At 69.2% G+C, this 26,025-nt stretch carries 26 protein-coding genes; 23 read left to right on the top strand and 3 right to left on the bottom strand.

The features are described from left to right. Positions 1-54 precede the first annotated feature (54 nt). The 3 genes from ND486_RS12215 to rplL all read left to right on the top strand — a co-directional run bounded on the left by ND486_RS12215 (position 55) and on the right by rplL (position 2,172). Entirely contained in the window at positions 55-864 is an 810-nt protein-coding gene (locus tag ND486_RS12215) for a nuclear transport factor 2 family protein (RefSeq protein WP_251784414.1), read from the top strand. Between the two features lie 309 nt (positions 865-1,173). Further along, entirely contained in the window at positions 1,174-1,740 is a 567-nt protein-coding gene (gene rplJ / locus ND486_RS12210; RefSeq protein WP_020622230.1) for a 50S ribosomal protein L10, read from the top strand. A 42-nt stretch (positions 1,741-1,782) separates the two neighbouring features. Beyond that, positions 1,783-2,172: a 50S ribosomal protein L7/L12 gene (gene rplL / locus ND486_RS12205; RefSeq protein ID WP_062397856.1), complete on the top strand. Its 390-nt coding sequence runs from the start codon at positions 1,783-1,785 to the stop codon at positions 2,170-2,172. A 67-nt stretch (positions 2,173-2,239) separates the two neighbouring features. On the opposite strand, the gene ND486_RS12200 is transcribed toward rplL, so the two are convergent. After that, the gene (locus ND486_RS12200) at positions 2,240-3,922 is read right to left on the bottom strand and encodes an AMP-binding protein (RefSeq protein ID WP_251784413.1); all 1,683 of its coding nucleotides are present in this window, start codon (positions 3,920-3,922) and stop codon (positions 2,240-2,242) included. Continuing rightward, a complete protein-coding gene (locus tag ND486_RS12195) occupies positions 3,922-4,893 on the bottom strand; it encodes a cyclase family protein (RefSeq protein WP_208825141.1) in 972 nt (323 codons plus the stop codon). The genes ND486_RS12200 and ND486_RS12195 overlap by 1 nt, the downstream gene beginning before the upstream one ends. A 515-nt stretch (positions 4,894-5,408) precedes the next feature. Between ND486_RS12195 and ND486_RS12190 the strand changes: the two genes are divergently transcribed. Continuing rightward, positions 5,409-8,918, top strand: coding sequence for a DNA-directed RNA polymerase subunit beta (locus ND486_RS12190; RefSeq protein WP_062397851.1), 3,510 nt, complete (start codon positions 5,409-5,411; stop codon positions 8,916-8,918). A gap of 47 nt (positions 8,919-8,965) precedes the next feature. Further along, positions 8,966-12,877, top strand: coding sequence for a DNA-directed RNA polymerase subunit beta' (locus ND486_RS12185; RefSeq protein WP_251784412.1), 3,912 nt, complete (start codon positions 8,966-8,968; stop codon positions 12,875-12,877). Between the two features lie 139 nt (positions 12,878-13,016). Here the strand turns inward: ND486_RS12185 and ND486_RS12180 are convergent, their stop codons facing one another. Next, the gene (locus ND486_RS12180) at positions 13,017-13,913 is read right to left on the bottom strand and encodes an alpha/beta hydrolase (RefSeq protein WP_251784411.1); all 897 of its coding nucleotides are present in this window, start codon (positions 13,911-13,913) and stop codon (positions 13,017-13,019) included. Between the two features lie 642 nt (positions 13,914-14,555). On the opposite strand from ND486_RS12180, the gene rpsL reads away from it, so the two are divergent. From rpsL to rplE, 18 genes are all read left to right on the top strand, one after another. Next, positions 14,556-14,930, top strand: coding sequence for a 30S ribosomal protein S12 (rpsL, locus tag ND486_RS12175; RefSeq protein ID WP_020622943.1), 375 nt, complete (start codon positions 14,556-14,558; stop codon positions 14,928-14,930). Next, positions 14,930-15,400 (top strand): 30S ribosomal protein S7, encoded by a 471-nt coding sequence (gene rpsG / locus ND486_RS12170; protein WP_020622942.1) that lies wholly within the window; start codon positions 14,930-14,932, stop codon positions 15,398-15,400. Before rpsL ends, rpsG begins: the two co-directional genes overlap by 1 nt. 47 nt (positions 15,401-15,447) lie before the next feature. Next, the gene (fusA, locus tag ND486_RS12165; protein WP_308215839.1) at positions 15,448-17,550 is read left to right on the top strand and encodes an elongation factor G; all 2,103 of its coding nucleotides are present in this window, start codon (positions 15,448-15,450) and stop codon (positions 17,548-17,550) included. 146 nt (positions 17,551-17,696) lie between these two features. Beyond that, positions 17,697-18,890, top strand: a complete 1,194-nt coding sequence (gene tuf, locus ND486_RS12160) for an elongation factor Tu (RefSeq protein WP_062397848.1) — start codon at positions 17,697-17,699, stop codon at positions 18,888-18,890. Positions 18,891-19,378: 488 nt separating this feature from the next. After that, positions 19,379-19,684, top strand: a complete 306-nt coding sequence (gene rpsJ / locus ND486_RS12155) for a 30S ribosomal protein S10 (RefSeq protein ID WP_003938093.1) — start codon at positions 19,379-19,381, stop codon at positions 19,682-19,684. A 16-nt stretch (positions 19,685-19,700) separates the two neighbouring features. After that, positions 19,701-20,387 carry a 50S ribosomal protein L3 gene (gene rplC, locus ND486_RS12150; protein WP_051050086.1) on the top strand — a complete coding sequence of 229 codons (687 nt, stop codon included), beginning with the start codon at positions 19,701-19,703 and terminating at the stop codon, positions 20,385-20,387. Further along, entirely contained in the window at positions 20,384-21,058 is a 675-nt protein-coding gene (gene rplD / locus ND486_RS12145; protein WP_073576470.1) for a 50S ribosomal protein L4, read from the top strand. Before rplC ends, rplD begins: the two co-directional genes overlap by 4 nt. Then, positions 21,055-21,354, top strand: a complete 300-nt coding sequence (gene rplW / locus ND486_RS12140) for a 50S ribosomal protein L23 (protein ID WP_062397845.1) — start codon at positions 21,055-21,057, stop codon at positions 21,352-21,354. Before rplD ends, rplW begins: the two co-directional genes overlap by 4 nt. 16 nt (positions 21,355-21,370) lie before the next feature. Next, a complete protein-coding gene (gene rplB, locus ND486_RS12135; RefSeq protein ID WP_062397843.1) occupies positions 21,371-22,204 on the top strand; it encodes a 50S ribosomal protein L2 in 834 nt (277 codons plus the stop codon). Between the two features lie 15 nt (positions 22,205-22,219). Continuing rightward, complete coding sequence (gene rpsS / locus ND486_RS12130) at positions 22,220-22,501, top strand: 30S ribosomal protein S19 (RefSeq protein WP_062397841.1); 282 nt, start codon at positions 22,220-22,222, stop codon at positions 22,499-22,501. A 37-nt stretch (positions 22,502-22,538) separates the two neighbouring features. Beyond that, the gene (rplV, locus tag ND486_RS12125) at positions 22,539-22,958 is read left to right on the top strand and encodes a 50S ribosomal protein L22 (protein ID WP_062397838.1); all 420 of its coding nucleotides are present in this window, start codon (positions 22,539-22,541) and stop codon (positions 22,956-22,958) included. Then, positions 22,958-23,803 carry a 30S ribosomal protein S3 gene (rpsC, locus tag ND486_RS12120; protein WP_020622933.1) on the top strand — a complete coding sequence of 282 codons (846 nt, stop codon included), beginning with the start codon at positions 22,958-22,960 and terminating at the stop codon, positions 23,801-23,803. Before rplV ends, rpsC begins: the two co-directional genes overlap by 1 nt. 3 nt (positions 23,804-23,806) lie before the next feature. Further along, the gene (rplP, locus tag ND486_RS12115) at positions 23,807-24,226 is read left to right on the top strand and encodes a 50S ribosomal protein L16 (RefSeq protein WP_020622932.1); all 420 of its coding nucleotides are present in this window, start codon (positions 23,807-23,809) and stop codon (positions 24,224-24,226) included. Continuing rightward, a complete protein-coding gene (gene rpmC / locus ND486_RS12110) occupies positions 24,226-24,471 on the top strand; it encodes a 50S ribosomal protein L29 (RefSeq protein WP_020622931.1) in 246 nt (81 codons plus the stop codon). Before rplP ends, rpmC begins: the two co-directional genes overlap by 1 nt. Then, positions 24,468-24,743: a 30S ribosomal protein S17 gene (gene rpsQ / locus ND486_RS12105; protein WP_062397834.1), complete on the top strand. Its 276-nt coding sequence runs from the start codon at positions 24,468-24,470 to the stop codon at positions 24,741-24,743. The genes rpmC and rpsQ overlap by 4 nt, the downstream gene beginning before the upstream one ends. Before the next feature lie 8 nt (positions 24,744-24,751). Beyond that, positions 24,752-25,120 (top strand): 50S ribosomal protein L14, encoded by a 369-nt coding sequence (gene rplN, locus ND486_RS12100; protein WP_010228481.1) that lies wholly within the window; start codon positions 24,752-24,754, stop codon positions 25,118-25,120. 13 nt (positions 25,121-25,133) lie between these two features. Beyond that, positions 25,134-25,460: a 50S ribosomal protein L24 gene (rplX, locus tag ND486_RS12095; RefSeq protein WP_062403788.1), complete on the top strand. Its 327-nt coding sequence runs from the start codon at positions 25,134-25,136 to the stop codon at positions 25,458-25,460. A 1-nt stretch (position 25,461) separates the two neighbouring features. Further along, entirely contained in the window at positions 25,462-26,025 is a 564-nt protein-coding gene (gene rplE, locus ND486_RS12090; RefSeq protein WP_062397831.1) for a 50S ribosomal protein L5, read from the top strand.

Below are 26,025 nucleotides of genomic sequence, written 5' to 3'. Positions count from 1 at the left end.
GGCGGTGCCCCGCACCGCCCCGCTCCCAGGTCGACCACCCCAGGAGGTCACCGCATGTCCACCCCCCGCCGCCGCCCTGCGGGCGGTATCCGCAGGCCCCAGGTCGCGGGCCGCCCGCGCACCCGCGCCGACGAGCCCGACGAGGAGGAGACCGGCACCGGCGGTGTCGCCCTCGACGAGCGCTCCGGTGACGCGGTCCCGTCCGCCGCACCGGTCCGCTCCGGCGACGCCGCGCGCACCGAGGCCCCCGGCACCGACGCCCCCGACACCGACGCCCCCGGCACCGACGCCGACGCCGCCCCGGCCGACGCCGACGGCGCCCCGCGTCGCCGGTCGTTGCTGGCCGCCCCGACGACCCGGCGCGCGACCGGCCTGCTGCTCGCCGTCACGGTGCTGCTCGTCGCGGCCGCCGCGTTCTTCGGCGCCGAGTGGTACCGCACGACCTTCACCGGGTCGGCGTCCAACACCGCGCTCACCGACGTCGGCACCACCGCGCAGGTCAGCGAGCAGGTCGGTGAGGCGATCACGAAGGTCTACTCCTTCGACTACGCCCGCCTCCAGCAGGCCGAGGACGACGCCCGCGGCGTCATCACCCCGGGCTTCCAGCCGGAGTTCGACAAGATCTTCGGCAGCGTGAAGGACCTCGCCCCGCAGCAGAAGGCCGTGGTCACCGCGACGATCCCGAAGCTCGCCGTGGCGAGCATCGACGGCGACCGCGCGACCGTCTACGCCTTCGTCAACCAGGTCATCCGCCGCCAGGCCGACGGCGGCGCCCCGCAGGAGGGTGCCGCGGCGGCCCGGCTGCGGGTCGACGCCCAGTTCGTCGACGGCCGCTGGAAGATCTCCGCGATGACGCCGGCCTGAGCAGGCCCACCCCGCCGTACCCCCGGGTGAACCGGGGGTACGGCGAGGAGCTACAGTTACTCCCGATCCACCGAAGACCGCAGGTCCGCGTCCTTCCCGAAGGGCGTACGAAGGTTCCGGGAGCGTCCGGACGGCCCGCGCAGGAGGACGAGGCGACACCGGGCGCGCGAGCGCCCCACGAACTTCCGACGCCCCGTGCTGCTGCGCACGGGGCGTTCGTCGTCTCCGGGGTCGGAGTGGGAACTGCGTCGGTGGCACCCCCAAGCACGTCCCACGTGCACGAGACCGACCCCCGAGAGGAGGGCAGCGATGGCAGCACCTGAGAAGGTCGCAGCGGTCGAGGAGATCACCAACCGCTTCCGCGAGTCGGACGCCTCGGTCGTGACCGAGTACCGCGGGCTCAGCGTCGCCAAGCTGACCCAGCTGCGCCGGGACCTGGGTTCGGACGCGAACTTCCGCGTCGCGAAGAACACCCTGGTCAAGCGCGCGGCGGCGGAGGCCGGGGTCCAGGGCCTGGACGACCTGCTCGCCGGCCCGACGGCCATCACCTTCATCAAGGGTGAGCCCGTCGAGGCCGCGAAGGCGATCAAGCAGTTCGCGAAGGACAACCCCGGTCTGACGATCAAGGGCGGGTACATGGACGGGCGCGCCCTGTCCACCGCCGAGGTCGAGCAGCTGGCGGACCTCGAGACCCGCGAGGTCCTGCTGGCCAAGCTGGCTGGCGCGATGAAGGCCAACCTGTCCAAGGCCGCCGGGCTGTTCAACGCCCCGGCCTCGCAGGTCGCCCGCCTCGCGCAGGCGCTGGCCGACAAGAAGGCCGAGTCCGGCGAGTCCGCCGCTCCGGCCGAGGCCGACGGCGACTCCGCCGAGAGCTGATCACCACCCCCATCTGTCTTTCGTAGAGAAAGGACCGCCACCATGGCGAAGCTGTCCACCGACGAGCTGCTCGACGCCTTCAAGGAGCTCACCCTGCTCGAGCTCTCGGACTTCGTGAAGAAGTTCGAGGAGACCTTCGAGGTCACCGCGGCCGCCCCGGTCGCCGTCGCCGCCGCGGGTGCCCCCGCCGCCGGTGCCGCCCCCGCCGAGGAGGAGAAGGACGAGTTCGACGTCGTCCTCGAGGCCGCCGGTGACAAGAAGATCCAGGTCATCAAGGTCGTCCGTGAGGTCGTCTCGGGCCTGGGCCTGAAGGAGGCGAAGGACCTCGTCGAGTCCGCGCCGAAGCCGCTGCTCGAGGGTGTCGCCAAGGAGGCCGCCGAGGCCGCCAAGACGAAGCTCGAGGAGGCCGGCGCCAAGGTCTCGCTCAAGTGACCTGAGCACCGCTCGCACGACGGGGCGCCGACCCACCGGGTCGGCGCCCCGTCGTCGTCTCCACCGGTCAGGTCTGCTCGCGGGCCCGCAGCTCGCGGCGCAGCACCTTGCCCGTGACGGTCTTGGGCACCTCGTCGAGCAGCTCCACCTGCCGCGGGTACTTGTAGGCCGCCATCCGCTCCCTGGTGAACGCGATCAGCTCCTCCGGGGTGGCCGAGGCACCGGCCCGCAGTGACACGAACGCCTTGACCGTCTCGCCCCGGTACTCGTCGGCGACGCCGACCACCGCGGCCTCCCGCACCGCGGGGTGCTCGTAGAGCACGTCCTCCACCTCGCGCGGCCACACCTTGTAGCCACCCGCGTTGATCTGGTCCTTCTTGCGGTCGACGATGTAGAACCAGCCGTCGGCGTCCATGTAGCCGACGTCCCCCGTTCTGAGTTCGGGCTGCGCGAGTTCCCCGGTGGGGAACGCGTGGGCCGTCTCCTCGGGCTTGCCCCAGTAGCCCGCGACGACCTGCGGCCCGGACGTGCAGATCTCCCCGATCTCGCCGGGCGGGAGCTCCGCGCCGTCGTCGTCGAGGATGCGCACGACGGTGCCGTAGATCGGGACGCCCACCGACAGCGCCCCGGACGCGGAGTCCACCGGTCCCTGGGTGCCGATCGGCGTCGCGTGCGACGGCGAGGTGGTCTCGGTCAGCCCGTAGATGTTGTGGATCCACAGCCCGAACGCCTCGTGGAACGCGGTGACCGTCGACGGCGGGATCGGCGCCCCGCCCGAGCAGATCGTGCGCAGCGACGCGAGCGCCTCCCGGTCGGCGTTCGGGGCGTTCATCAGCGCGATGAACACGGTGATCGCCCCGACGGTCAGGGTCGGCCGGTGCTCCCGGATGACGTCGACGCCCAGCGACGGCTCGAACCGGTGGAACAGCACCAGCGGCGCGGCCAGGTACTGGGCGAGGGTCACGTGCGCGATCAGCCCGGTGATGTGGAACAGCGGGGCGATGCCGAGGACGACCTCGTCGTCGCCGAGGCCGCACCAGGTGGCGTAGGCCTGGCTGGTGAAGACGACGTTGCCGTGGGTGTTCATCGCGCCCTTGGGCGGCCCGGTGGTCCCCGAGGTGTAGGTGAGGAACGCCGTGTCGCCGGCGGCGAACGACACCGGCGGGGGAGTGCTGCCCCGGTGCGTCCCCAGGAACGCGCCGAGGTCGGTGACGTCGTCGCCGGACAGGTCCGGCCGCGTGGTCCCGGGGAGGGCACGCGGGTCGTCACGGGTCTGGAACTCGCGCTCGGAGGTGGTGAGCACGGTGCGCACACCCGTCTGCCCGGCCAGCACGGTCCGCGCGACGCCGTCGTAGAGCGACTCCAGGCACACCAGCACCGACGACCCGGAGTCGCGGAGCAGCAGCTCCAGCTCCCGCTCCCGGTTCATCGGGTTGACCGACACCGCGACGCCGCCGGCCTTCCAGGTGCCGACCAGGCCGAGGACGAACTGCGGCACGTTCTGCAGGTACATCGCGACCCGCTCGCCCGCGGTGAACCCGCCGGCGAGCAGCCCGGCGGCGAAGGCGTCGGTGAGCTCGTCGAGCTCGCGGTAGGTGAGCGCGCCGTCGAAGTAGCGGATCGCGTCGCCGTCGGGGTTCCGCGCCACCGCGGCGCGGAACATCGACAGCGCGTCCGGGAAGTCCGGGGTGATGTCGTGCGGCTGGCCCTCGGCGTAGCGGGCCAGCCAGGGGCGGTCGGCGTAGGACATCAGCGGATCACGATCGGGTTCACCGGTGCCCCCGTGCCGTTGACGACCTTGAGCGGGGCCGCGGCGTAGAGGAAGCTCCACCGTCCGTCGGCGGCGCAGGCGTCGGCGAGGTCGTCGAGCCAGGCGATCTCGGTGAGGGCGACGCCGAGGTTGCGCATCAGCGCGCAGTGCAGCGGGAGCGCGACGCCGGTGTGCGGCTCGCTGGTCACCTCGTTGGCGATCGTGTCGGTGACGAGGTTCGGGATCTCCTTGCGCTGGAACCACTCCACGAGCTCGCGTGAGTAGGTGAGCCCGGGCTCGGTGAAGTCGGTGTAGAAGGTGGCCGGGTCGTTGAGCTCGTACCAGTACTTCATCCATCCGGTGCGGATGACGAGCACGTCGTGCGGCTCGATCGTGACGCCCTGTGCCTGCGCGGCGGCCTCGAGGTCGGTGTGGTCGAAGGTCTCGCCCTTGTCCAGCCACTCCTTGCCGCGGTGCCGGGCCATGTCGACGAGCACGCCCCGCCCGACGACGCCCTTCTCCGCGATCGGCAGCACCGAGGCCCGGTCCATCGCGTCGACGGTGGAGCGCGCGTCGTAGCCGTTCCAGAGCTTGCCGTCGTACCAGACGTGGCCGAGCGCGTCGTACTGCGTGGAGCCCTGCAGGAAGATGAGGGCGGTGTCGTCGGCGTAGTGCAGACCGCCGGGGAACTGCGGTGCGTCGGCCGAGTCCCAGGTGCCCTCGTCCATGACGTTCTGGCGCTTGATGCCCTCGCGGCCCGGCCACAGCGGGTCGCCCGGCGCCTCGGTGCGTCCCATGTGGATCTGCAGGGTGAACACCTCGCCGGAACGCACGTGCTGCACGCCCCGCAGGACCTCGCCCGCGTCCAGGTAGTTCAGGCAGCCCAGCTCGTCGTCGGGACCCCACTTGCCCCAGTTGCTGGGGGCGTCGTCGCCGAGGAGCTCGCGCATGGGAGGAGTGCTGTCGGACATCGTCGTCCTTTCGTCGCCGCCGGCCGTCACCGACCTGTGACCGATCGTTGGCGCCCCGACGACACCGTGTCAACCGTCACGCGGAGCGACCTGGAGGGGCGTCGGTGGACCGGTCGTCCCGGCAGGATGACCGCTCGTCGACGAAGTGGGACTTGACTCGGTGCGGCGTGCAGGTCACTCTTGGGCAACGGTGGTTGCCTGGATGCTGGAATCGGCGACCTGTCTCGACAGCTGCGCTCGCAGCGTCTATAGTCATTCTTTGCGCTGTCTGCGTCCAGACTCAAGCGCTCATGACCGGGGAAGACTTCCGGACCGATCCGTCGGCCGCCGGAGAGGGTTCGGCGGATATGGGTGCGGGGGTTCGTTCGTCCGTCAGCGCCCGACAACAGACGGCGTGCGACGTGGCTGGCTACCGGCTTCTCGATCCGGGGGGACCCCGATCGGATCGAGGGAGACGGTAGCGCCCGCCACCGGCGCACGCCAGACGAGAAGCGCAGTTCTCGGAAGGACGCATCTTGGCTGTCTCCCGCGCCGCCGCGACCACCTCGACCCTCTCCGCTTCGGCGAACCCGAACTACCCCGGCGCACCCACCCGGGTCACCTTCGCGAAGATCGCCCAGCCGTTGGAGGTCCCCGACCTTCTCGACCTGCAGATCCAGTCGTACGAGTGGCTGGTCGGCAGCGAGGCCTGGTTCCAGCGCCGGATCGAGGCCGGTGACGATCTCCCGGTGAGCGGTCTGGAGGAGATCCTCACCGAGATCTCGCCGATCGAGGACTTCTCGGGCTCGATGTCGCTGTCCTTCTCCGACCCCCGCTTCGACGAGGTCAAGGCCTCCGTCGAGGAGTGCCGGGACAAGGACATGACCTACGGTGCCCCGCTGTTCGTGACGGCGGAGTTCACGAACAACACCACCGGTGAGATCAAGTCCCAGACGGTCTTCATGGGCGAGTTCCCCGTGATGACCGACAAGGGCACCTTCATCATCAACGGCACCGAGCGCGTCGTCGTGTCGCAGCTCGTCCGTTCGCCGGGTGTCTACTTCGACCACGCGATCGACAAGACGACCGAGAAGGACGTCTACTCGGTCAAGATCATCCCGAGCCGGGGTGCGTGGCTGGAGTTCGACGTCGACAAGCGCGACACCGTCGGTGTCCGCATCGACCGCAAGCGCCGTCAGCCGGTCACCGTGCTGCTGAAGGCCCTGGGGTGGACCGCCGAGCAGATCGGTGAGCGTTTCGGGTTCTCCGAGACGATCATGACGACGCTCGAGAAGGACAACACCGCGGGCCAGGACGAGGCGCTGCTCGACATCTACCGCAAGCTGCGCCCCGGCGAGCCGCCGACGCGCGAGTCGGCCCAGGCGCTCCTGGAGAACCTGTTCTTCAAGGACAAGCGCTACGACATGGCCAAGGTCGGTCGCTACAAGGCCAACAAGAAGCTCGGCCTCGACATCGACAACTCGGTCGGCACGCTGACCGAGGAGGACGTCGCCACCACCATCGAGTACCTCGTCCGGCTGCACGCCGGCGAGACCACGATGGCCGTGGGCTCCGGTGACTCCGCGCGGGAGATCCCGGTCGAGACCGACGACATCGACCACTTCGGCAACCGGCGCCTGCGCACCGTCGGCGAGCTGATCCAGAACCAGGTCCGGGTCGGTCTGTCCCGCACCGAGCGGGTCGTCCGCGAGCGGATGACCACCCAGGACGTCGAGGCCATCACGCCGCAGACCCTGATCAACACCCGGCCGATCACGGCCGCGATCCGGGAGTTCTTCGGCACCTCGCAGCTGTCGCAGTTCATGGACCAGCACAACCCGCTGGCCGGACTGACCCACAAGCGCCGCCTGTCGGCGCTCGGCCCGGGTGGTCTGTCCCGTGAGCGTGCCGGCATGGAGGTCCGCGACGTCCACCCGTCGCACTACGGCCGCATGTGCCCGATCGAGACCCCGGAGGGTCCGAACATCGGTCTGATCGGCTCGCTGGCGTCCTTCGCGCGGGTCAACCCGTTCGGCTTCATCGAGACGCCGTACCGCAAGGTCGTCGAGGGTGTCGTCACCTCCCAGATCGACTACCTGACCGCCGACGAGGAGGACCGCTTCGTCGTCGCCCAGGCGAACGCCCGCCTCAACGAGGACGGCTCGTTCGCCGAGGACCGGATCCTGGTCCGCCGCAAGGGCGGCGAGGTCGACCTGATCTCGCCCTCCGGCGTCGAGTACATCGACGTCTCGCCGCGCCAGATGGTGTCGGTCGCGACGGCGATGATCCCGTTCCTCGAGCACGACGACGCGAACCGTGCGCTGATGGGCGCGAACATGCAGCGCCAGTCGGTGCCGCTGCTGCGCTCGGAGTCGCCGCTGGTCGGTACCGGCATGGAGCTGCGTGCCGCCGTCGACGCCGGTGACGTCGTCACCGCCGAGTCCGCCGGTGTCGTCGAGGAGCTGTGCGCCGACTACATCACCGTCATGGACGACGAGGGGCAGCGTCAGACCTACCGTCTGAACAAGTTCCGCCGCTCGAACCAGGGCACCTGCAACAACCAGAAGCCCATCGTCGACGAGGGGCAGCGGGTCGAGGTGGGCCAGGTGCTCGCCGACGGTCCCTGCACCGAGAACGGCGAGATGGCGCTGGGCAAGAACCTGCTCGTGGCGATCATGCCGTGGGAGGGCCACAACTACGAGGACGCGATCATCCTGTCGCAGCGCCTCGTGCAGGACGACGTGCTCACCTCGATCCACATCGAGGAGCACGAGATCGACGCGCGCGACACGAAGCTGGGCGCCGAGGAGATCACCCGGGACATCCCGAACGTCTCCGAGGACGTGCTGGCCGACCTCGACGAGCGCGGCATCATCCGGATCGGCGCCGAGGTCCAGCCCGGCGACATCCTGGTCGGCAAGGTCACGCCCAAGGGCGAGACCGAGCTGACCCCGGAGGAGCGCCTGCTCCGCGCGATCTTCGGTGAGAAGGCGCGCGAGGTCCGCGACACCTCGCTGAAGGTCCCGCACGGCGAGAACGGCAAGGTCATCGGCATCCGGGTCTTCTCCCGCGACGACGACGACGAGCTGGCCCCGGGCGTCAACGAGCTGGTCCGCGTCTACGTGGCCCAGAAGCGCAAGATCTCCGACGGCGACAAGCTCGCCGGCCGGCACGGCAACAAGGGCGTCATCGGCAAGATCCTCCCGCAGGAGGACATGCCGTTCCTCCCGGACGGCACGCCGGTCGACATCATCCTGAACACCCACGGTGTGCCGCGTCGTATGAACATCGGCCAGATCCTGGAGACCCACCTCGGGTGGATCGCCAAGTCCGGCTGGGAGATCGAGGGCACGCCCGAGTGGGCGGCGCAGATGCCCGAGGAGCTCTACTCGGTGCCCGCCGACACGAACACCGCGACGCCGGTGTTCGACGGTGCGCGCGAGCACGAGATCACGGGTCTGCTGGGCTCGACCCGTCCCAACCGGGACGGCGAGCGGATGGTCGGTCCGGACGGCAAGGCGCAGCTGCTCGACGGCCGCTCCGGTGAGCCGTACCCGTTCCCGGTCGCGGTCGGCTACATGTACATCCTGAAGCTGGCCCACCTGGTGGACGACAAGATCCACGCCCGGTCGACCGGCCCCTACTCGATGATCACCCAGCAGCCGCTGGGCGGTAAGGCGCAGTTCGGTGGCCAGCGCTTCGGTGAGATGGAGTGCTGGGCGATGCAGGCGTACGGCGCCGCCTACACCCTGCAGGAGCTGCTGACGATCAAGTCCGACGACGTCGTGGGCCGCGTGAAGGTCTACGAGGCGATCGTCAAGGGCGAGAACATCCCGGAGCCGGGGATCCCCGAGTCGTTCAAGGTGCTCCTCAAGGAGCTGCAGTCGCTCTGCCTGAACGTCGAGGTGCTCTCCAGCGACGGTGCGGCGATCGAGATGCGGGACGCCGACGACGAGGACCTCGAGCGCGCCGCGGCGAACCTGGGCATCAACCTGTCCAGCCGCCCGGGCTCGGAGTCGATGACCGTCGACGACGTCGTCAACTGACCCCCGTCCGACCAGCCGCCCTTTAAACGAAGAAACAGAGGACATACGTGCTCGACGTCAACTTCTTCGACGAACTGCGCATCGGCCTGGCCACCGCCGAGGGCATCCGCCAGTGGTCGCACGGTGAGGTCAAGAAGCCCGAGACCATCAACTACCGCACCCTGAAGCCGGAGAAGGACGGGCTCTTCTGCGAGAAGATCTTCGGTCCGACCCGGGACTGGGAGTGCTACTGCGGCAAGTACAAGCGCGTCCGGTTCAAGGGCATCATCTGCGAGCGCTGCGGCGTGGAGGTCACGCGCGCCAAGGTGCGTCGTGAGCGGATGGGCCACATCGAGCTGGCCGCCCCGGTCACGCACATCTGGTACTTCAAGGGCGTCCCGAGCCGGCTGGGCTACCTGCTCGACCTGGCCCCCAAGGACCTCGAGAAGATCATCTACTTCGCGGCGTACGTGATCACCTCGGTGAACACCGAGCTGCGGCACAACGACATGTCCACGCTCGAGAACGAGATGAGCGTGGAGCGCCGCCGGGTCGAGCAGACCCGCGACGCCGACCTCGAGGCCCGCGCCCAGAAGCTCGAGGCCGACATCGCCGAGCTCGAGGCCGAGGGTGCCAAGGGCGACGTCCGCCGCAAGGTCAAGGACGGCGGCGAGCGCGAGATGCGTCAGCTGCGCGACCGTGCCCAGCGCGAGCTGGACCGGCTCGACGAGATCTGGACGACGTTCACCAAGCTCGACGTCCAGCAGCTCATCGCGGACGAGTCCATCTACCGCGAGCTCTACGACCGCTACGGCGACTACTTCACCGGTGCCATGGGTGCCGAGGCGATCCAGAAGCTGCTGGAGAACTTCGACATCCCGGCCGAGGCCGAGAAGCTGCGCGAGATCATCCGGTCCGGCAAGGGCCAGAAGAAGCTGCGTGCGCTCAAGCGCCTGAAGGTCGTCGCGGCGTTCCAGACCACCGGCAACTCGCCGATGGGCATGGTGCTCGACTGCGTGCCGGTCATCCCGCCGGACCTGCGCCCGATGGTGCAGCTCGACGGTGGCCGCTTCGCGACCTCGGACCTGAACGACCTGTACCGCCGGGTCATCAACCGGAACAACCGCCTCAAGCGACTGATCGACCTCGGCGCGCCCGAGATCATCGTCAACAACGAGAAGCGGATGCTCCAGGAGTCCGTCGACGCGCTGTTCGACAACGGCCGTCGTGGCCGGCCGGTGACCGGTCCGGGCAACCGCCCGCTCAAGTCGCTGTCCGACCTGCTGAAGGGCAAGCAGGGCCGGTTCCGGCAGAACCTGCTCGGCAAGCGCGTCGACTACTCGGGCCGTTCGGTCATCGTCGTCGGCCCGCAGCTGAAGCTGCACCAGTGCGGTCTGCCCAAGCAGATGGCGCTGGAGCTGTTCAAGCCGTTCGTGATGAAGCGCCTGGTGGACCTCAACCACGCGCAGAACATCAAGTCCGCCAAGCGGATGGTCGAGCGCGGCCGCTCGCAGGTGTGGGACGTGCTCGAGGAGGTCATCTCCGAGCACCCCGTGCTGCTGAACCGTGCGCCCACGCTGCACCGTCTCGGCATCCAGGCCTTCGAGCCGCAGCTGGTGGAGGGCAAGGCCATCCAGCTGCACCCGCTGGTCTGCGAGGCGTTCAACGCGGACTTCGACGGTGACCAGATGGCGGTGCACCTGCCGCTGTCGGCCGAGGCGCAGTCCGAGGCCCGCGTGCTGATGCTGTCGTCGAACAACATCCTGTCCCCGGCGTCGGGTCGCCCGCTGGCGATGCCGCGTCTGGACATGGTCACGGGTCTGTACCACCTGACCCGTCTCCGCGAGGAGGCCCACGGCGCCGGGAACCACTACGGCTCCGCGGCCGAGGCGATCATGGCCTACGACCGCAAGGTCCTCCACCTGCAGGCGCCGATCAAGATCCGGCTCCCGCAGGTCACCCCGACCCCGGGCACGGACGCCGAGACCGTGACCGAGGACGGCGTCTGGACCGCGGAGACCACGCTCGGGCGGGTGCTGTTCAACGAGCTCCTGCCGGCGGACTACCCGTTCGTCAACGAGCCGCTGCCGAAGAAGCGCCAGGCCACGATCGTCAACGAGCTGGCCGAGCGCTACTCGATGACCGAGGTCGCGCAGGTCCTGGACCGGCTGAAGGACGCGGGCTTCTACTGGGCCACGCGCTCCGGCGTCACGATCTCGATCGCGGACGTGCTGGTCCCGCCGGCCAAGGCGGGCATCCTCGAGGAGTACGAGGCGAAGGCCGACCAGATCAACAAGCGCTACCAGCGTGGTGCCCTGTCGCACCAGGAGCGCAACGACGAGATGGTCAAGATCTGGAGCCGGGCGACCGAGGAAGTCGCCAAGGCGATGGAGCAGAACTTCCCCGAGGACAACCCGATCCCGACGATCGTGCAGTCCGGGGCCGCGGGCAACATGACCCAGATCCGCCAGCTGGCGGGCATGAAGGGTCTGGTCGCGAACCCCAAGGGCGAGTTCATCCCGCGTCCGATCAAGGCCTCGTACCGCGAGGGCCTGTCGGTGCTGGAGTACTTCATCTCCACGCACGGCACCCGTAAGGGTCTGGCGGACACCGCGCTGCGGACCGCGGACTCCGGGTACCTGACCCGTCGTCTGGTCGACGTGTCGCAGGACGTCATCGTCCGCGAGGTCGACTGCGGCACCGAGCGCGCCATCCCGATGGCGGTCACCGAGGAGACGAGCGACGGTCGGTTCATCCCGCACCGTTACCTGCGCACCTCGGTGTACGCCCGGACCTCCGGCGAGGAGATCACCGCGGCGGACGGCACCGTGCTGGTCCGCAAGGGCGACGACCTCGGCGACGCCGTGCTCGACGCGCTCGTCGCGGCCGGCGTCAAGACGGTCCGGGTCCGCTCCGCGCTGACCTGCGCCTCGGCCACCGGTATCTGCGGCATGTGCTACGGCCGCTCGATGGCCACCGGCAAGCTGGTGGACGTCGGCGAGGCCGTCGGCATCGTCGCCGCACAGTCCATCGGTGAGCCCGGCACCCAGCTGACGATGCGTACGTTCAAGCAGGGTGGCGTCGCGGGTGACGACATCACGACCGGTCTGCCGCGTGTCACCGAGCTGTTCGAGGCCCGGGTCCCGCGCGGCAAGGCGCCGATCGCCGACGTCGACGGCCGCATCCGCATCGAGGACGGCGACCGGTTCTGGAAGATCACGCTGATCCCGGACGACGGCGGCGAGGAGATCGTCTACGAGAAGCTGTCCAAGCGGCAGTGGCTCGGGATGACCACCGTCGACGGCACCGAGCGTCCGCTCGCGGACGGCGACCACGTGACGGTCGGCCAGCTGCTCCTCGAGGGCATGGCGGACCCGCACGAGGTGCTGCGTGTCATGGGCCCGCGTGAGGTGCAGCTGCACCTCGTGCGTGAGGTGCAGAAGGTGTACCGCACGCAGAGCGTGGACATCCACGACAAGCACATCGAGGTCATCGTCCGGCAGATGCTGCGCCGGGTCACGATCATCGACTCGGGTGCGACCGAGTTCCTGCCCGGTGCACTGGCCGAGCGGGGCGAGTTCGAGTCCGAGAACCGCCGGGTCGTCGCCGAGGGTCTGGAGCCGGCCTCCGGCCGTCCGGTCCTGATGGGGATCACCAAGGCCTCGCTGGCGACGGAGTCGTGGCTGTCCGCGGCCTCGTTCCAGGAGACCACCCGCATCCTCACCGATGCCGCGATCAACGGGAAGCGCGACAAGCTCGTCGGGCTCAAGGAGAACGTGATCATCGGTAAGCTGATCCCGGCCGGTACCGGCATCAACCGGTACCGCAACATCCAGGTCCAGCCGACCGAGGAGGCCCGCGCGGCCGCCTACGCGCTGCCGAGCTACGACGACGGCTACTACAGCCCGGACGTCTTCGGCACGGGCACCGGTGCCGCGGTGCCGCTGGACGACTACGACTTCGGTCGCGACTACCGCTGAGGTAGCCGTCCGGTCCGGACCCACGACGGTGGGTCCGGACCGTGACCGGACAGGTCCCGGACGGGGCCGGACACCGCGCTCCCGTGGCGGTGCCCGGCCCCGTTCGTGCGTTCCGGGTCCGCCCCGCGGGGAGCGGGCCTCAGCGCAGGCAGTCCGCCCGCAGGGCCAGGCCCAGGGTGCGCAGCGAGGCGTCGGCCTCCGCCAGCAGCCCGGCCAGCGTCGGGAAGGCGTGCCACATGCCGGTCGCGCGCTCGTAGGTGACCGGTGTCCCGGCCGCGCGGGCGCGCTCGACGAGGGTGTCGGCGTCGTCGACGAGGATCTCGTCGGCACCGGCGACGACGTGCAGCGGCGGCAGCCCGGCCAGGTCCGCCTCGAGGGGCAGGAGCTCGGGGGCGCCGGTGTGCGGGCCCGCGTAGTCGGCGACGGCGTCGGGCAGCCACGACGGGTCCAGCATCGCGTCGGAGACGACGTTACGGGTGAGCGCGTCCGCGGTGCAGGACAGGTCCAGCCAGGGCGAGATCAGCCCGATCGAGCCCGGGAGGTCCTCGCCGGCCGCGCGCAGTCGCAGCAGCAGCGACATGGTCAGCCCGCCGCCCGCGGAGTCGCCGGCCACCGCGATGTGCCGGGCCGGGATCCCCGCGCCCCGCAGGGCGGTCCAGGCGGCGTACGCGTCGTCGAGGGCGGCCGGGAACGGGTGCTCCGGGGCGAGCCGGTAGTGCGGCGCGAGGACCGCGCTGCCGGTGGCGTGCGCGAGCCCGGCGAGCAGCGGCCGGTGCGACGCCGAGGAGCCCACGAGGTATCCGCCGCCGTGCAGGTAGAGCACCCGGTGCGGGGACAGCGGCCCGGGCGGTGCGACGACCGCGGTGGGCACGCCGCCGAGCGTCCCGAGGTCCCGGCGGGTGCCGCGGGGGAGCGGGAGCGACGCGCCGACGAGGTCGAGTCCACGCCGTCGCAGGGCGACGGGTAGTGTCGGGGCGAGCAAGGGCGCGATGAGTGCGCGCGTGGCGAGGCGGTTGACGGCCGTCGGCAGGTGCATACCGGACCGTAACCGTCCCTCCGTCGCCACCGTCCACAGGGTGATCCACACCGTGATCGACACGGCGGGATCGTGCTGGGGCGCAGTCATCGCCCACCACCGATCCGACCGCGACGAGCGGCCGTCGATCTGCGACGAGCGGGTGAGTCCGCTTGCCAGTGACGGCGTCGTGCGGCATCGTCGGGTCATCACAGGTCTCCTCCGGGGCGTCGTCCCGGGGGATCCGAGGACCATCGAAGCCCCCGATGGTCCCGAAGGCAGGTCCGAGGCGAACGCCCGGAACGGACCCGCTTTGACCGTGTCGAAGAGGGCCGGGTATTCTCATGTCTTGTGCTCGGCTCCGGTCGGGCAGGTCCGCGTGTCCCGTGGTGTGCACCGATCCGTTGGTTCCGACCCTCAGATCTGTGGTTGCGCCCCGGAGCAGGGCACGCCGGACGTCCCGACAGCCTCCGCGGGGCCCTTCCGGCCCCGAGCGTGCCCGGGACGACACGCCCGACCTCGGGGTCCGGCGCGACGGTGGCGGAGTCCGGCGAGAGCCGGCAGCCACGCCGGCGCCCGGAGCCCGGGACACCGAACCAAGATCACCAGTGTCACGGCGAGCGAGACAGTCGAGCCACGTCGACGGGAAGAAGTAGACGGTTCATGCCCACGATCCAGCAGCTGGTCCGCAAGGGCCGCGAGGACAAGGTCTCCAAGACCAAGACCGCCGCGCTGAAGGGAAGCCCCCAGCGCCGCGGGGTCTGCACCCGCGTGTACACCACCACGCCCAAGAAGCCGAACTCGGCGCTGCGCAAGGTCGCCCGTGTGCGCCTGTCCAGTGGCATCGAGGTCACCGCGTACATCCCCGGTGAGGGCCACAACCTGCAGGAGCACAGCATCGTGCTCGTGCGCGGTGGTCGTGTGAAGGACCTCCCCGGCGTGCGCTACAAGGTCATCCGTGGGTCGCTGGACACCCAGGGCGTGAAGAACCGCAAGCAGTCCCGCAGCCGCTACGGCGCGAAGAAGGAGAAGAGCTGATGCCCCGCAAGGGCCCCGCCCCGAAGCGTCCGCTGGTCTCGGACCCGGTCTACGGCTCGCCGCTGGTCACCCAGCTGGTGAACAAGGTCCTCAAGGACGGAAAGCGGTCGCTCGCCGAGCGCATCGTCTACGCCGCCCTCGAGGGCACCCGTGACAAGACCGGCACCGACCCGGTCGTCACGCTGAAGCGCGCTCTCGACAACGTGAAGCCGGCCCTCGAGGTCCGCAGCCGCCGCGTCGGTGGCGCGACCTACCAGGTCCCCGTCGAGGTCCGTGCCGTCCGGCAGACCACCCTGGGGCTGCGTTGGCTGGTCACCTACTCCGGCCAGCGCCGTGAGAAGACCATGGTCGAGCGCCTCATGAACGAGCTGCTCGACGCCAGCAACGGCCTCGGCGCCAGCGTCAAGCGGCGCGAGGACATGCACAAGATGGCGGAGTCGAACCGCGCCTTCGCCCACTACCGCTGGTGACCGGCCGACCGTCGGGCGCCAACTCGCGATCCAGGGAGAGCTGAGCAGTGGCAGCACAGGACGTGCTGACGGACCTCACCAAGGTCCGCAACATCGGCATCATGGCCCACATCGACGCCGGTAAGACGACCACGACCGAGCGGATCCTGTACTACACGGGGATCAACTACAAGCTCGGCGAGGTGCACGACGGCGCCGCCACCATGGACTGGATGGAGGAGGAGCAGAAGCGCGGCATCACGATCACGTCGGCCGCGACGACCTGCTTCTGGAAGAACCACCAGATCAACATCATCGACACCCCCGGGCACGTCGACTTCACCGTCGAGGTGGAGCGGTCCCTGCGGGTGCTCGACGGCGCGGTCGCGGTCTTCGACGGCAAGGAGGGGGTCGAGCCGCAGTCCGAGCAGGTCTGGCGGCAGGCCACCAAGTACGACGTCCCCCGCATCTGCTTCGTCAACAAGATGGACAAGCTGGGCGCGGACTTCTACTTCACCGTTCAGACGATCAAGGACCGCCTGAACGCGACCCCGCTCCCGCTCCAGATCCCGATCGGCTCCGAGAACGACTTCATCGGTGTCGTCGACCTGGTCGAGATGCGCGCGCTCACCTGGCGCGGCGAGGTCGCCAAGGGCGAGGACTACACCGTCGAGGACATCCCGGCGGACCTCCAGGCCAAGGCCGAGGAGTACCGCACGGCGCTCGTCGAGGCCGTCGCCGAGACCGACGACGAGCTCATGGAGCTCTACCTCGGTGGCGAGGACCTGACGACCGAGCAGATCAAGACCGGTGTCCGCGCGCTGGTGACCAACCGCGCCGCCTACCCGGTCCTCTGCGGCTCGGCCTTCAAGAACAAGGGCGTCCAGCCGATGCTGGACGCGGTGATCGACTACCTGCCGTCGCCGTACGACGTGCCGCCGGTCGAGGGTTTCCTCACCGACGGCGAGACGCCGGCGAGCCGCAAGCCGTCGAAGGACGAGCCGTTCTCGGCCCTCGCCTTCAAGATCGCCGCGCACCCGTTCTTCGGCAAGCTGACCTACATCCGGGTGTACTCGGGTCAGGTCGCCGCCGGCGCCCAGGTCATCAACTCGACCAAGGACCGGAAGGAGCGCATCGGGAAGCTCTTCCAGATGCACTCCAACAAGGAGAACCCGGTCGACGAGGCCGTGGCCGGCCACATCTACGCGGTCATCGGCCTGAAGGACACGACCACCGGGGACACGCTCTGCGACCCGCAGAACCCGATCGTCCTCGAGTCGATGACCTTCCCGGACCCGGTCATCCAGGTCGCCGTCGAGCCCAAGTCGAAGGCGGACCAGGAGAAGCTCTCGCTGGCGATCCAGAAGCTGGCGGAGGAGGACCCGACGTTCCAGGTCTCCCTGGACGACGAGACCGGCCAGACCATCATCGCCGGCATGGGCGAGCTGCACCTCGAGGTGCTGGTCAACCGGATGAAGTCCGACTACAAGGTCGAGGCCAACATCGGTAAGCCGCAGGTGGCCTACCGGGAGACCATCAAGAAGGCCGTCGAGAAGTTCGAGTACACGCACAAGAAGCAGACCGGTGGCTCGGGTCAGTTCGCCCGCGTCATCATCAAGCTCGAGCCGCTCACCAGCGGCGACGGTGCGCTGTACGAGTTCGAGAACAAGGTCACCGGTGGCCGTGTCCCGCGGGAGTACATCCCGTCGGTCGACGCCGGTGCCCAGGACGCCATGCAGTACGGCATCCAGGCCGGCTACCCCGTCGTCGGTGTGAAGCTCACGCTGCTGGACGGTCAGTACCACGAGGTCGACTCCTCGGAGATGGCCTTCAAGGTCGCCGGTTCGATGGCGTTCAAGGAGGCGGCCCGCAAGGCGAGCCCCGCCATCCTCGAGCCGATGATGGCCGTCGAGGTGATGACGCCCGAGGACTACATGGGTGACGTCATCGGCGACCTGAACTCCCGCCGCGGCCAGATCCAGGCCATGGAGGAGCGGGCCGGTGCCCGTGTCGTGAAGGCGACCGTGCCGCTGTCCGAGATGTTCGGCTACGTCGGCGACCTGCGGTCGCGGACCCAGGGCCGGGCGAACTACACGATGGTCTTCGACTCCTACGCCGAGGTTCCGGCGAACGTGGCGAAGGAGATCATCGCGAAGGCCACGGGCGAGTAAGAGCTCCCCGGGGCGGGCCCCAGTGCCCGACCTGCTCGGAGGGTGCGGTCCGCGGATCGGTAAGGTCCGCGGCCCGCACCACCCGACACCCACAGACCTGCCGTCAGCACGGCGGAGTACAGACACGAGTCCAGGAGGACCCAGCAGTGGCGAAGGCGAAGTTCGAGCGGACCAAGCCGCACGTCAACATCGGCACCATCGGTCACATCGACCACGGCAAGACCACGCTGACGGCGGCCATCACCAAGGTTCTGCACGACAAGTTCCCGAACCTCAACGAGGCTTCGGCGTTCGACATGATCGACAAGGCGCCGGAAGAGCGCCAGCGCGGTATCACCATCTCGATCGCGCACGTCGAGTACCAGACCGAGAAGCGGCACTACGCGCACGTCGACTGCCCCGGGCACGCCGACTACGTGAAGAACATGATCACCGGTGCCGCCCAGATGGACGGCGCGATCCTGGTGGTCGCCGCGACCGACGGCCCGATGCCCCAGACCCGTGAGCACGTGCTGCTCGCGCGTCAGGTCGGCGTGCCGTACATCGTCGTCGCCCTGAACAAGGCGGACATGGTCGACGACGAGGAGATCATGGAGCTCGTCGAGATGGAGGTCCGCGAGCTGCTGTCGGCTCAGGACTACCCGGGCGACGACCTCCCGATCGTGCGCGTCTCGGCGCTGAAGGCGCTCGAGGGCGACGACAAGTGGGCCGAGGCCATCGTCGAGCTCATGGACGCGGTCGACGAGGCCATCCCGGAGCCCGAGCGCGACATCGAGAAGCCGTTCCTCATGCCCGTCGAGGACGTCTTCACGATCACCGGTCGCGGCACGGTCGTCACCGGCCGTATCGAGCGCGGCATCGTCAAGGTCAACGAGACCGTCGACATCGTCGGCATCCGGCCGAACAAGACCTCGACCACCGTCACCGGTGTCGAGATGTTCCGCAAGATCCTCGACGAGGGTCGCGCCGGCGAGAACGTCGGTCTGCTCCTGCGCGGTATCAAGCGTGAGGACGTGGAGCGCGGCCAGGTTGTCGTGAAGCCGGGTTCGATCACCCCGCACACCGAGTTCGAGGGCCAGGTGTACATCCTGGGCAAGGACGAGGGCGGCCGTCACACCCCGTTCTTCAACAACTACCGTCCGCAGTTCTACTTCCGGACGACCGACGTGACCGGCGTCGTGACCCTCCCGCAGGGCACCGAGATGGTCATGCCGGGTGACAACACCACCATGAGCGTTCAGCTGATCCAGCCGATCGCCATGGAGGAGGGCCTGCAGTTCGCCATCCGTGAGGGTGGCCGTACCGTGGGCGCCGGCCAGGTCACCAAGATCAACGCGTGACGTGACGGGGCCGTCCCCCGGGGCGGCCCCGTTACCCACCCCCCGGTCGAGGGTGCCGCACAGCGGTGTGTCATCCTTGACGGGTTGCACGATGAGCATGGCGCGTGGAAGCGCCGCCTCTGTTCCCGGTCTCCGGTAGTCCAGGGGTCGCGGACCACGCGCCATGTTCGTTGTCAGCCCCGGTTCCGTGGTCCGCCGCGTGAACCAGGGAGATTCCGAGCGACATGCCCGCCCCAGATGGGGGTGGGACGCGGTGACCCGGGCACAACCATGCGGGTAGGGCGCGACACGCCCGACCTCGTGGACCGGAGAGCCCCGGCAGGACGAGTGCTCCAGGGGACTGGACGCGCGACTCCGGGCCGACAGAGACCTGAACAGAGCACGGGCCGCAGCCGGCCCGCCGGACATCCGGTGGCAGCACGGCGCGAGTTCTTACGGGGCCGAACCGCGACACCCCCGCGGCAGGAAGAAGAGGACGACCGACGACCATGGCGGGACAGAAGATCCGCATCAGGCTCAAGGCCTATGACCACGAGGCAATCGACGCGTCTGCTCGCAAGATCGTGGAGACCGTGACGCGTACCGGTGCCCGGGTCGTCGGCCCCGTGCCGCTGCCTACCGAGAAGAACGTGTACTGCGTCATCCGCTCGCCGCACAAGTACAAGGACTCGCGCGAGCACTTCGAGATGCGCACGCACAAGCGACTCATCGACATCCTCGACCCGACGCCCAAGACGGTCGACGCGCTCATGCGCATCGACCTGCCGGCGAGCGTCGACGTCAACATTCAGTGACGGCGGGGTGGAGACGATGACTGCTGCATTCAAGAAGACGACTGCCACCAAGCAGACGAAGAAGGTCACCGGCCTCCTGGGCACCAAGCTCGGGATGACCCAGTTGTTCGACGAGAACAACCGCATCGTGCCGGTCACCGTGGTCCAGCTCGGGCCGAACGTCGTGACGCAGGTGCGCTCGCAGGAGACCGACGGCTACACCGCCGTCCAGCTGGCCTACGGGGCCATCGACCCGCGCAAGGTGAACAAGCCGGAGTCCGGCCACTTCGCCAAGGCCGGCGTCACCCCCCGGCGCCACGTCCTGGAGCTCCGCACCTCCGACGCCGCCGAGTACACCACCGGCCAGGAGGTCACCGTCGAGGCGTTCGCCGAGGTGGCCGAGGTCGACGTGGTGGGCGTGACCAAGGGCAAGGGCTTCGCCGGTGTCATGAAGCGCCACGGGTTCAAGGGCCTGGGCGCCTCGCACGGCACGCAGCGCAAGCACCGTTCGCCGGGCTCCATCGGCGGCTGCGCCACCCCGGGCCGCGTGTTCAAGGGTGTGCGCATGGCCGGCCGGATGGGTTCCGACCGCCAGACCACGCAGAACCTGAAGGTCCACCGGGTGGACGCCGAGCGCGGGCTGCTGCTCGTCAAGGGCGCCGTCCCCGGTCCGCGCGGTGGCCTCGTCGTGGTGAAGACCCCCGCGAAGGGTGATGGCAAGTGAGCACCGTGCAGATCAAGACCCCCGAGGGTTCCGCCTCCGGCAGCGTCGAGCTCCCGGACCACGTCTTCGACGTGACGGCGAACATCGCCCTCATGCACCAGGTGGTGACCGCGCAGCTCAACGCCGCGCGTCAGGGCACGCACGACGTGAAGGGTCGCGGCGAGGTCCGCGGCGGTGGCAAGAAGCCGTACCGGCAGAAGGGCACCGGTCGCGCCCGTCAGGGCTCGATCCGCGCGCCGCAGTTCGCCGGTGGTGGCATCGTCCACGGCCCGACGCCCCGCGACTACTCGCAGCGGACCCCGAAGAAGATGAAGGCCGCCGCCCTGCGTGGCGCCCTCTCCGACCGGGCCCGCGCCGGCGCCGTGCACGTCGTGTCCGCCTTCTCCGAGGGCGACGCGCCGTCGACCAAGGCCGCCCGCAAGGCGATCGAGGCCGTCGTGCCCGACGCCCGCCGGGTGCTCGCGGTCGTCGAGCGTTCCGCGGAGAACGCCCTGCTGAGCCTGCGCAACCTGCCGCAGGTCCACCTGATCGCGCCCGACCAGCTGAACACCCACGACGTGCTCGTCAACGACGTCGTGCTGTTCACGCAGGCGGCGCTGGACGAGTTCCTGGCCGGCCCGATCGCGAAGCCGAAGGCTGCCGGCCGCCGCGCTGAGGAGGCCGACAAGTGATCACGGACCCGCGGGACGTGCTGCTCGCGCCGGTCGTCTCGGAGAAGAGCTACGGGCTGCTCGACGAGCGCCAGTACACCTTCGTCGTGGCACCGGACGCGAACAAGACCCAGATCAAGATCGCCGTGGAGAAGGTGTTCGGGGTCAAGGTGACCAGCGTGAACACGCTGAACCGCCCGGGCAAGCGCAAGCGCTCCCGCACCGGCTACGGCAAGCGCAAGGACACCAAGCGCGCGATCGTCACGCTCTCCGAGGAGAGCAAGTCGATCGACGTCTTCGGTGGCCCGGCGAGCTGAGGGAGCGAGCTGACCCATGGCCATTCGTAAGTACAAGCCGACCACCCCGGGCCGTCGTGGCTCGAGCGTGTCGGACTTCGCCGAGATCACCCGGGACACCCCCGAGAAGTCGCTGCTGCGCCCGCTGCACAACAAGGGCGGCCGCAACGCGCACGGGCGGATCACCACCCGTCACCAGGGTGGCGGACACAAGCGCGCCTACCGTCTGATCGACTTCCGTCGTAACGACAAGGACGGCGTGCCGGCGAAGGTCGCGCACATCGAGTACGACCCGAACCGCACCTCGCGGATCGCACTGCTGCACTACGCCGACGGCGAGAAGCGCTACATCATCGCGCCGGCGAAGCTCAAGCAGGGCGACAAGATCGAGAACGGTCCCCGGGCCGACATCAAGGTGGGTAACAACCTGCCGCTGCGCAACATCCCGACGGGCACCGTGGTGCACGCGATCGAGCTCCGCCCCGGTGGCGGCGCCAAGATCGCGCGCTCGGCCGGTGTCGGCGTCCAGCTGGTCGCCAAGGACGGGCCCTACGCGCAGCTGCGGATGCCCTCCGGCGAGATCCGCTACGTCGACGTGCGCTGCCGCGCCACCGTCGGCGAGGTGGGCAACTCGGAGCACGCCAACATCAACTGGGGTAAGGCCGGCCGTATGCGGTGGAAGGGCAAGCGCCCGACCGTCCGTGGTGTCGTCATGAACCCGGTGGACCACCCGCACGGTGGTGGTGAGGGCAAGACCTCCGGTGGCCGCCACCCGGTGAACCCGGCGGGCAAGCCCGAGGGCCGCACCCGCAAGAGCAAGCCGTCCGACAAGTTGATCGTCCGCCGGCGTCGTACCGGCAAGAAGCGCTGAGCAGGGAGGTAAGACATGCCGCGCAGCCTGAAGAAGGGCCCCTTCGTGGACGACCACCTGCTCAAGAAGGTGGACGTCCTCAACGAGTCCGGCAAGAAAACCGTCATCCGCACGTGGTCCCGTCGGTCCACGATCATCCCGGACATGATCGGTCACACCATCGCCGTGCACGACGGCCGCAAGCACGTCCCGGTGTTCGTGTCCGACTCGATGGTCGGTCACAAGCTGGGCGAGTTCGCCCCCACCCGGACCTTCCGGGGCCACATCAAGGACGACCGCAAGGCGCGTCGGCGCTAGCAGCCGGCCCGAGTAGCGACTAGGAGAGGTGGAGAAAATGGCAGAGACCACTGCCGAGACCACCGGCGCTGCGCTCGAGCCGACTCGTGCGCGCGCCGTGGCGCGGTTCGTCCGCAGCTCGCCGACGAAGACCCGTCGTGTCGTGGACCTGGTCCGCGGCCTGCCGGTCGACGAGGCGCTGGCGATCCTGCGGTTCTCGCCGCAGGCCGCGGCGGAGCCCGTCGCGAAGGTCGTGGCGAGCGCCGCGGCCAACGCCGAGAACAACCTGGACCTGGACCCGGAGACCCTCGTGGTCGCCGTGGCGATGGTCGACGAGGGCCCGACGCTGAAGCGGATCCGGCCGCGCGCCCAGGGGCGTGCGTACCGCATCCGCAAGCGGACGAGCCACATCACCATCGAGGTCGAGTCGGTTCCGCAGAAGGCCGGCCGTCGTGGTGCGAAGGGGAGGGCCCGCTGATGGGGCAGAAGATCAACCCGCACGGCTTCCGCCTGGGCATCACCACGGACTGGAAGTCGCGCTGGTACGCGGACAAGCAGTACTCCGAGTACGTCAAGGAGGACGTCGAGATCCGCCGCATGCTCTCCAAGGGCATGGAGCGGGCCGGCATCTCCAAGGTCGAGATCGAGCGCACCCGGGACCGCGTGCGGGTGGACATCCACACCGCGCGTCCGGGCATCGTGATCGGCCGTCGTGGCGCGGAGGCCGACCGGATCCGGGGCAACCTCGAGAAGCTGACCAAGAAGCAGGTCCAGCTGAACATCCTCGAGGTCAAGAACTCCGAGTCCGACGCGCAGCTCGTCGCCCAGGGCGTCGCCGAGCAGCTGTCGAACCGGGTCGCCTTCCGGCGTGCGATGCGCAAGGCCATCCAGTCGGCCATGCGCAGCCCGCAGGTCAAGGGCATCCGGGTCCAGTGCTCGGGCCGCCTCGGCGGTGCCGAGATGTCGCGGTCGGAGTTCTACCGCGAGGGTCGGGTCCCGCTGCACACGCTGCGTGCCGACATCGACTACGGCCTGTTCGAGGCCCGGACCTCCTTCGGCCGCATCGGCGTGAAGGTCTGGATCTACAAGGGCGACGTCGTCGGTGGCCGTCGCGAGGGCGTCCCGGCCGCCGCCGAGGCCCCGGGCCGCGGCCCGCGCCGCGAGCGTCCGGCCCGGCGCCGTTCCGGTGCCTCGGGCACCACTGCGACCAGCACCGAGGCCGGGCGTGCCGCGCAGAGCGCGGGCCAGGCCGGCGGCGCCGCGACGGCGACCGCCGAGGCCCCGGCCTCCGGTGAGAACCAGAGCAACGGTGGGGAGAGCTGACCGATGCTGATCCCACGCAAGGTCAAGCACCGCAAGCAGCACCGTCCCAAGCGCAAGGGCATGGCCAGCGGTGGTACCGCGGTCACCTTCGGCGACTGGGGCATCCAGGCGCTGGAGCCGGCCTACGTGTCCAACCGGCAGATCGAGTCGGCGCGTATCGCGATCAACCGGCACATCCGTCGTGGCGGGAAGATCTGGATCAACGTCTTCCCGGACATCCCGATGACCAAGAAGCCGGCCGAGGTCCGCATGGGTTCCGGTAAGGGTTCGCCCGAGAAGTGGGTCACGAACGTCAAGCCGGGCCGGGTGCTCTTCGAGATGAGCTTCCCGAACCGCGAGGTGGCGCACGAGGCCCTGACCCGTGCGATCCACAAGCTGCCCATGAAGTGCCGGATCGTGTCCCGTGAGGGTGGTGACATCTGATGGCGAGCAGTGGCAACACCAAGGCCGCCGAGCTGCGCGAGCTCTCCGACGAGGAGCTGGTCGTGCGTGTCCGGGAGGCCAAGGAGGAGCTGTTCAACCTCCGCTTCCAGATGGCCACCGGGCAGCTGGACAACAACCGGCGGCTGCGGGCCGTCCGTCACGACATCGCGCGGTGCTACACCGTGATGCGCGAGCGTGAGCTCGGCCTTTCCGCCGCACCGACCGAGAGCGAGGGCGCGGCGTGAGCGACGAGCAGAAGAACGACGAGCGCGGGGAGCGCAAGGTCCGCGAGGGCCTGGTCGTGTCCGACAAGATGGAGAAGACGATCGTCGTCTCCCTCGAGGACCGGGTGAAGCACCCCCTGTACGGCAAGGTCATCCGCCGGACCAGCAAGGTCAAGGCGCACGACGAGGGGAACACCGCCGGTATCGGCGACCGTGTCCGCCTCATGGAGACCCGTCCGCTGTCGGCGACCAAGCGCTGGCGGCTGGTGGAGATCCTCGAGAAGGCCAAGTAGGAGTCGAAGTGATCCAGCAGGAGTCGCGGCTGCGCGTCGCCGACAACACCGGTGCCAAGGAGATCCTGTGCATCCGGGTGCTGGGCGGCTCCGCGCGGCGCTACGCCGGGATCGGCGACGTCATCGTCGCCACGGTCAAGGAGGCCATCCCCGGCGCCGGCGTGAAGCGTGGTGACGTCGTCAAGGCGGTCATCGTGCGCACCAAGAAGGAGAAGCGCCGTCCCGACGGCAGCTACATCCGTTTCGACGAGAACGCCGCCGTGCTGATCAAGGCGGACAACGGACCTCGGGGGACCCGTATCTTCGGCCCGGTCGGGCGCGAGCTGCGCGACCGCAAGTTCATGAGGATCATCTCCCTGGCCCCGGAGGTGCTCTGACATGAAGGCGAAGATGAAGGTCAAGAAGGGCGACACCGTTCTGGTGATCGCCGGCAAGGACAAGGGTGCACGGGGCAAGGTCATCGCGGCCTACCCGGAGCGCCAGCGCGTGCTGGTCGAGGGCGTGAACCGGATCAAGAAGCACACCCGGATCAGCCAGAACCAGCGCGGGGCCGAGAGCGGCGGGATCGTCACCCAGGAGGCCGCCATCCACGTCTCGAACGTGATGGTGTGCGACTCCGACGGCAAGCCGACCCGTATCGGCAAGAAGGCCGTCGAGGGCGAGGACGGCACCACCCGCCGCGTCCGGATCTCCAGGCGCAACGGGAAGGAGATCTGAGATGACCACGGCTGAGAAGACCGTGCCGAGGCTCAAGCAGCGGTACCGCGACGAGATGCTTGACAAGCTCCGCGAGGAGTTCGGCTACACCAACGTCATGCAGATCCCCGGCCTGACCAAGGTCGTGGTGAACATGGGTGTCGGTGACGCCGCCCGCGACTCGAAGCTGATCGACGGTGCGCTGCGGGACCTGGCCACCATCACCGGCCAGAAGCCGCAGCTGCGTCGCGCCACCAAGTCCATCGCGCAGTTCAAGCTGCGCGAGGGCATGCCGATCGGTGCGAAGGTGACCCTCCGCAACGACCGGATGTGGGAGTTCCTCGACCGTCTCCTGACCATCGCGCTGCCCCGTATCCGCGACTTCCGTGGCCTCGAGGGCAACCAGTTCGACGGGCGTGGCAACTACACGTTCGGCCTGAACGAGCAGTCGATGTTCCACGAGATCGACCCGGACTCCATCGACCGGCCGCGGGGCATGGACATCACGGTCGTGACCACCGCGACCACGAACGCCGAGGGCCGGGCGCTGCTGCGCCACCTGGGCTTCCCGTTCAAGGAGAGCTGA

The sequence above is a fragment of the Pseudonocardia sp. DR1-2 genome (assembly GCF_023717215.1).
In the GTDB taxonomy this organism is placed as follows: domain Bacteria; phylum Actinomycetota; class Actinomycetes; order Mycobacteriales; family Pseudonocardiaceae; genus Pseudonocardia; species Pseudonocardia alni.
Note: the sequence above shows the minus strand (reverse complement) of the source record. Positions and strands in the feature narration are given on the sequence as shown.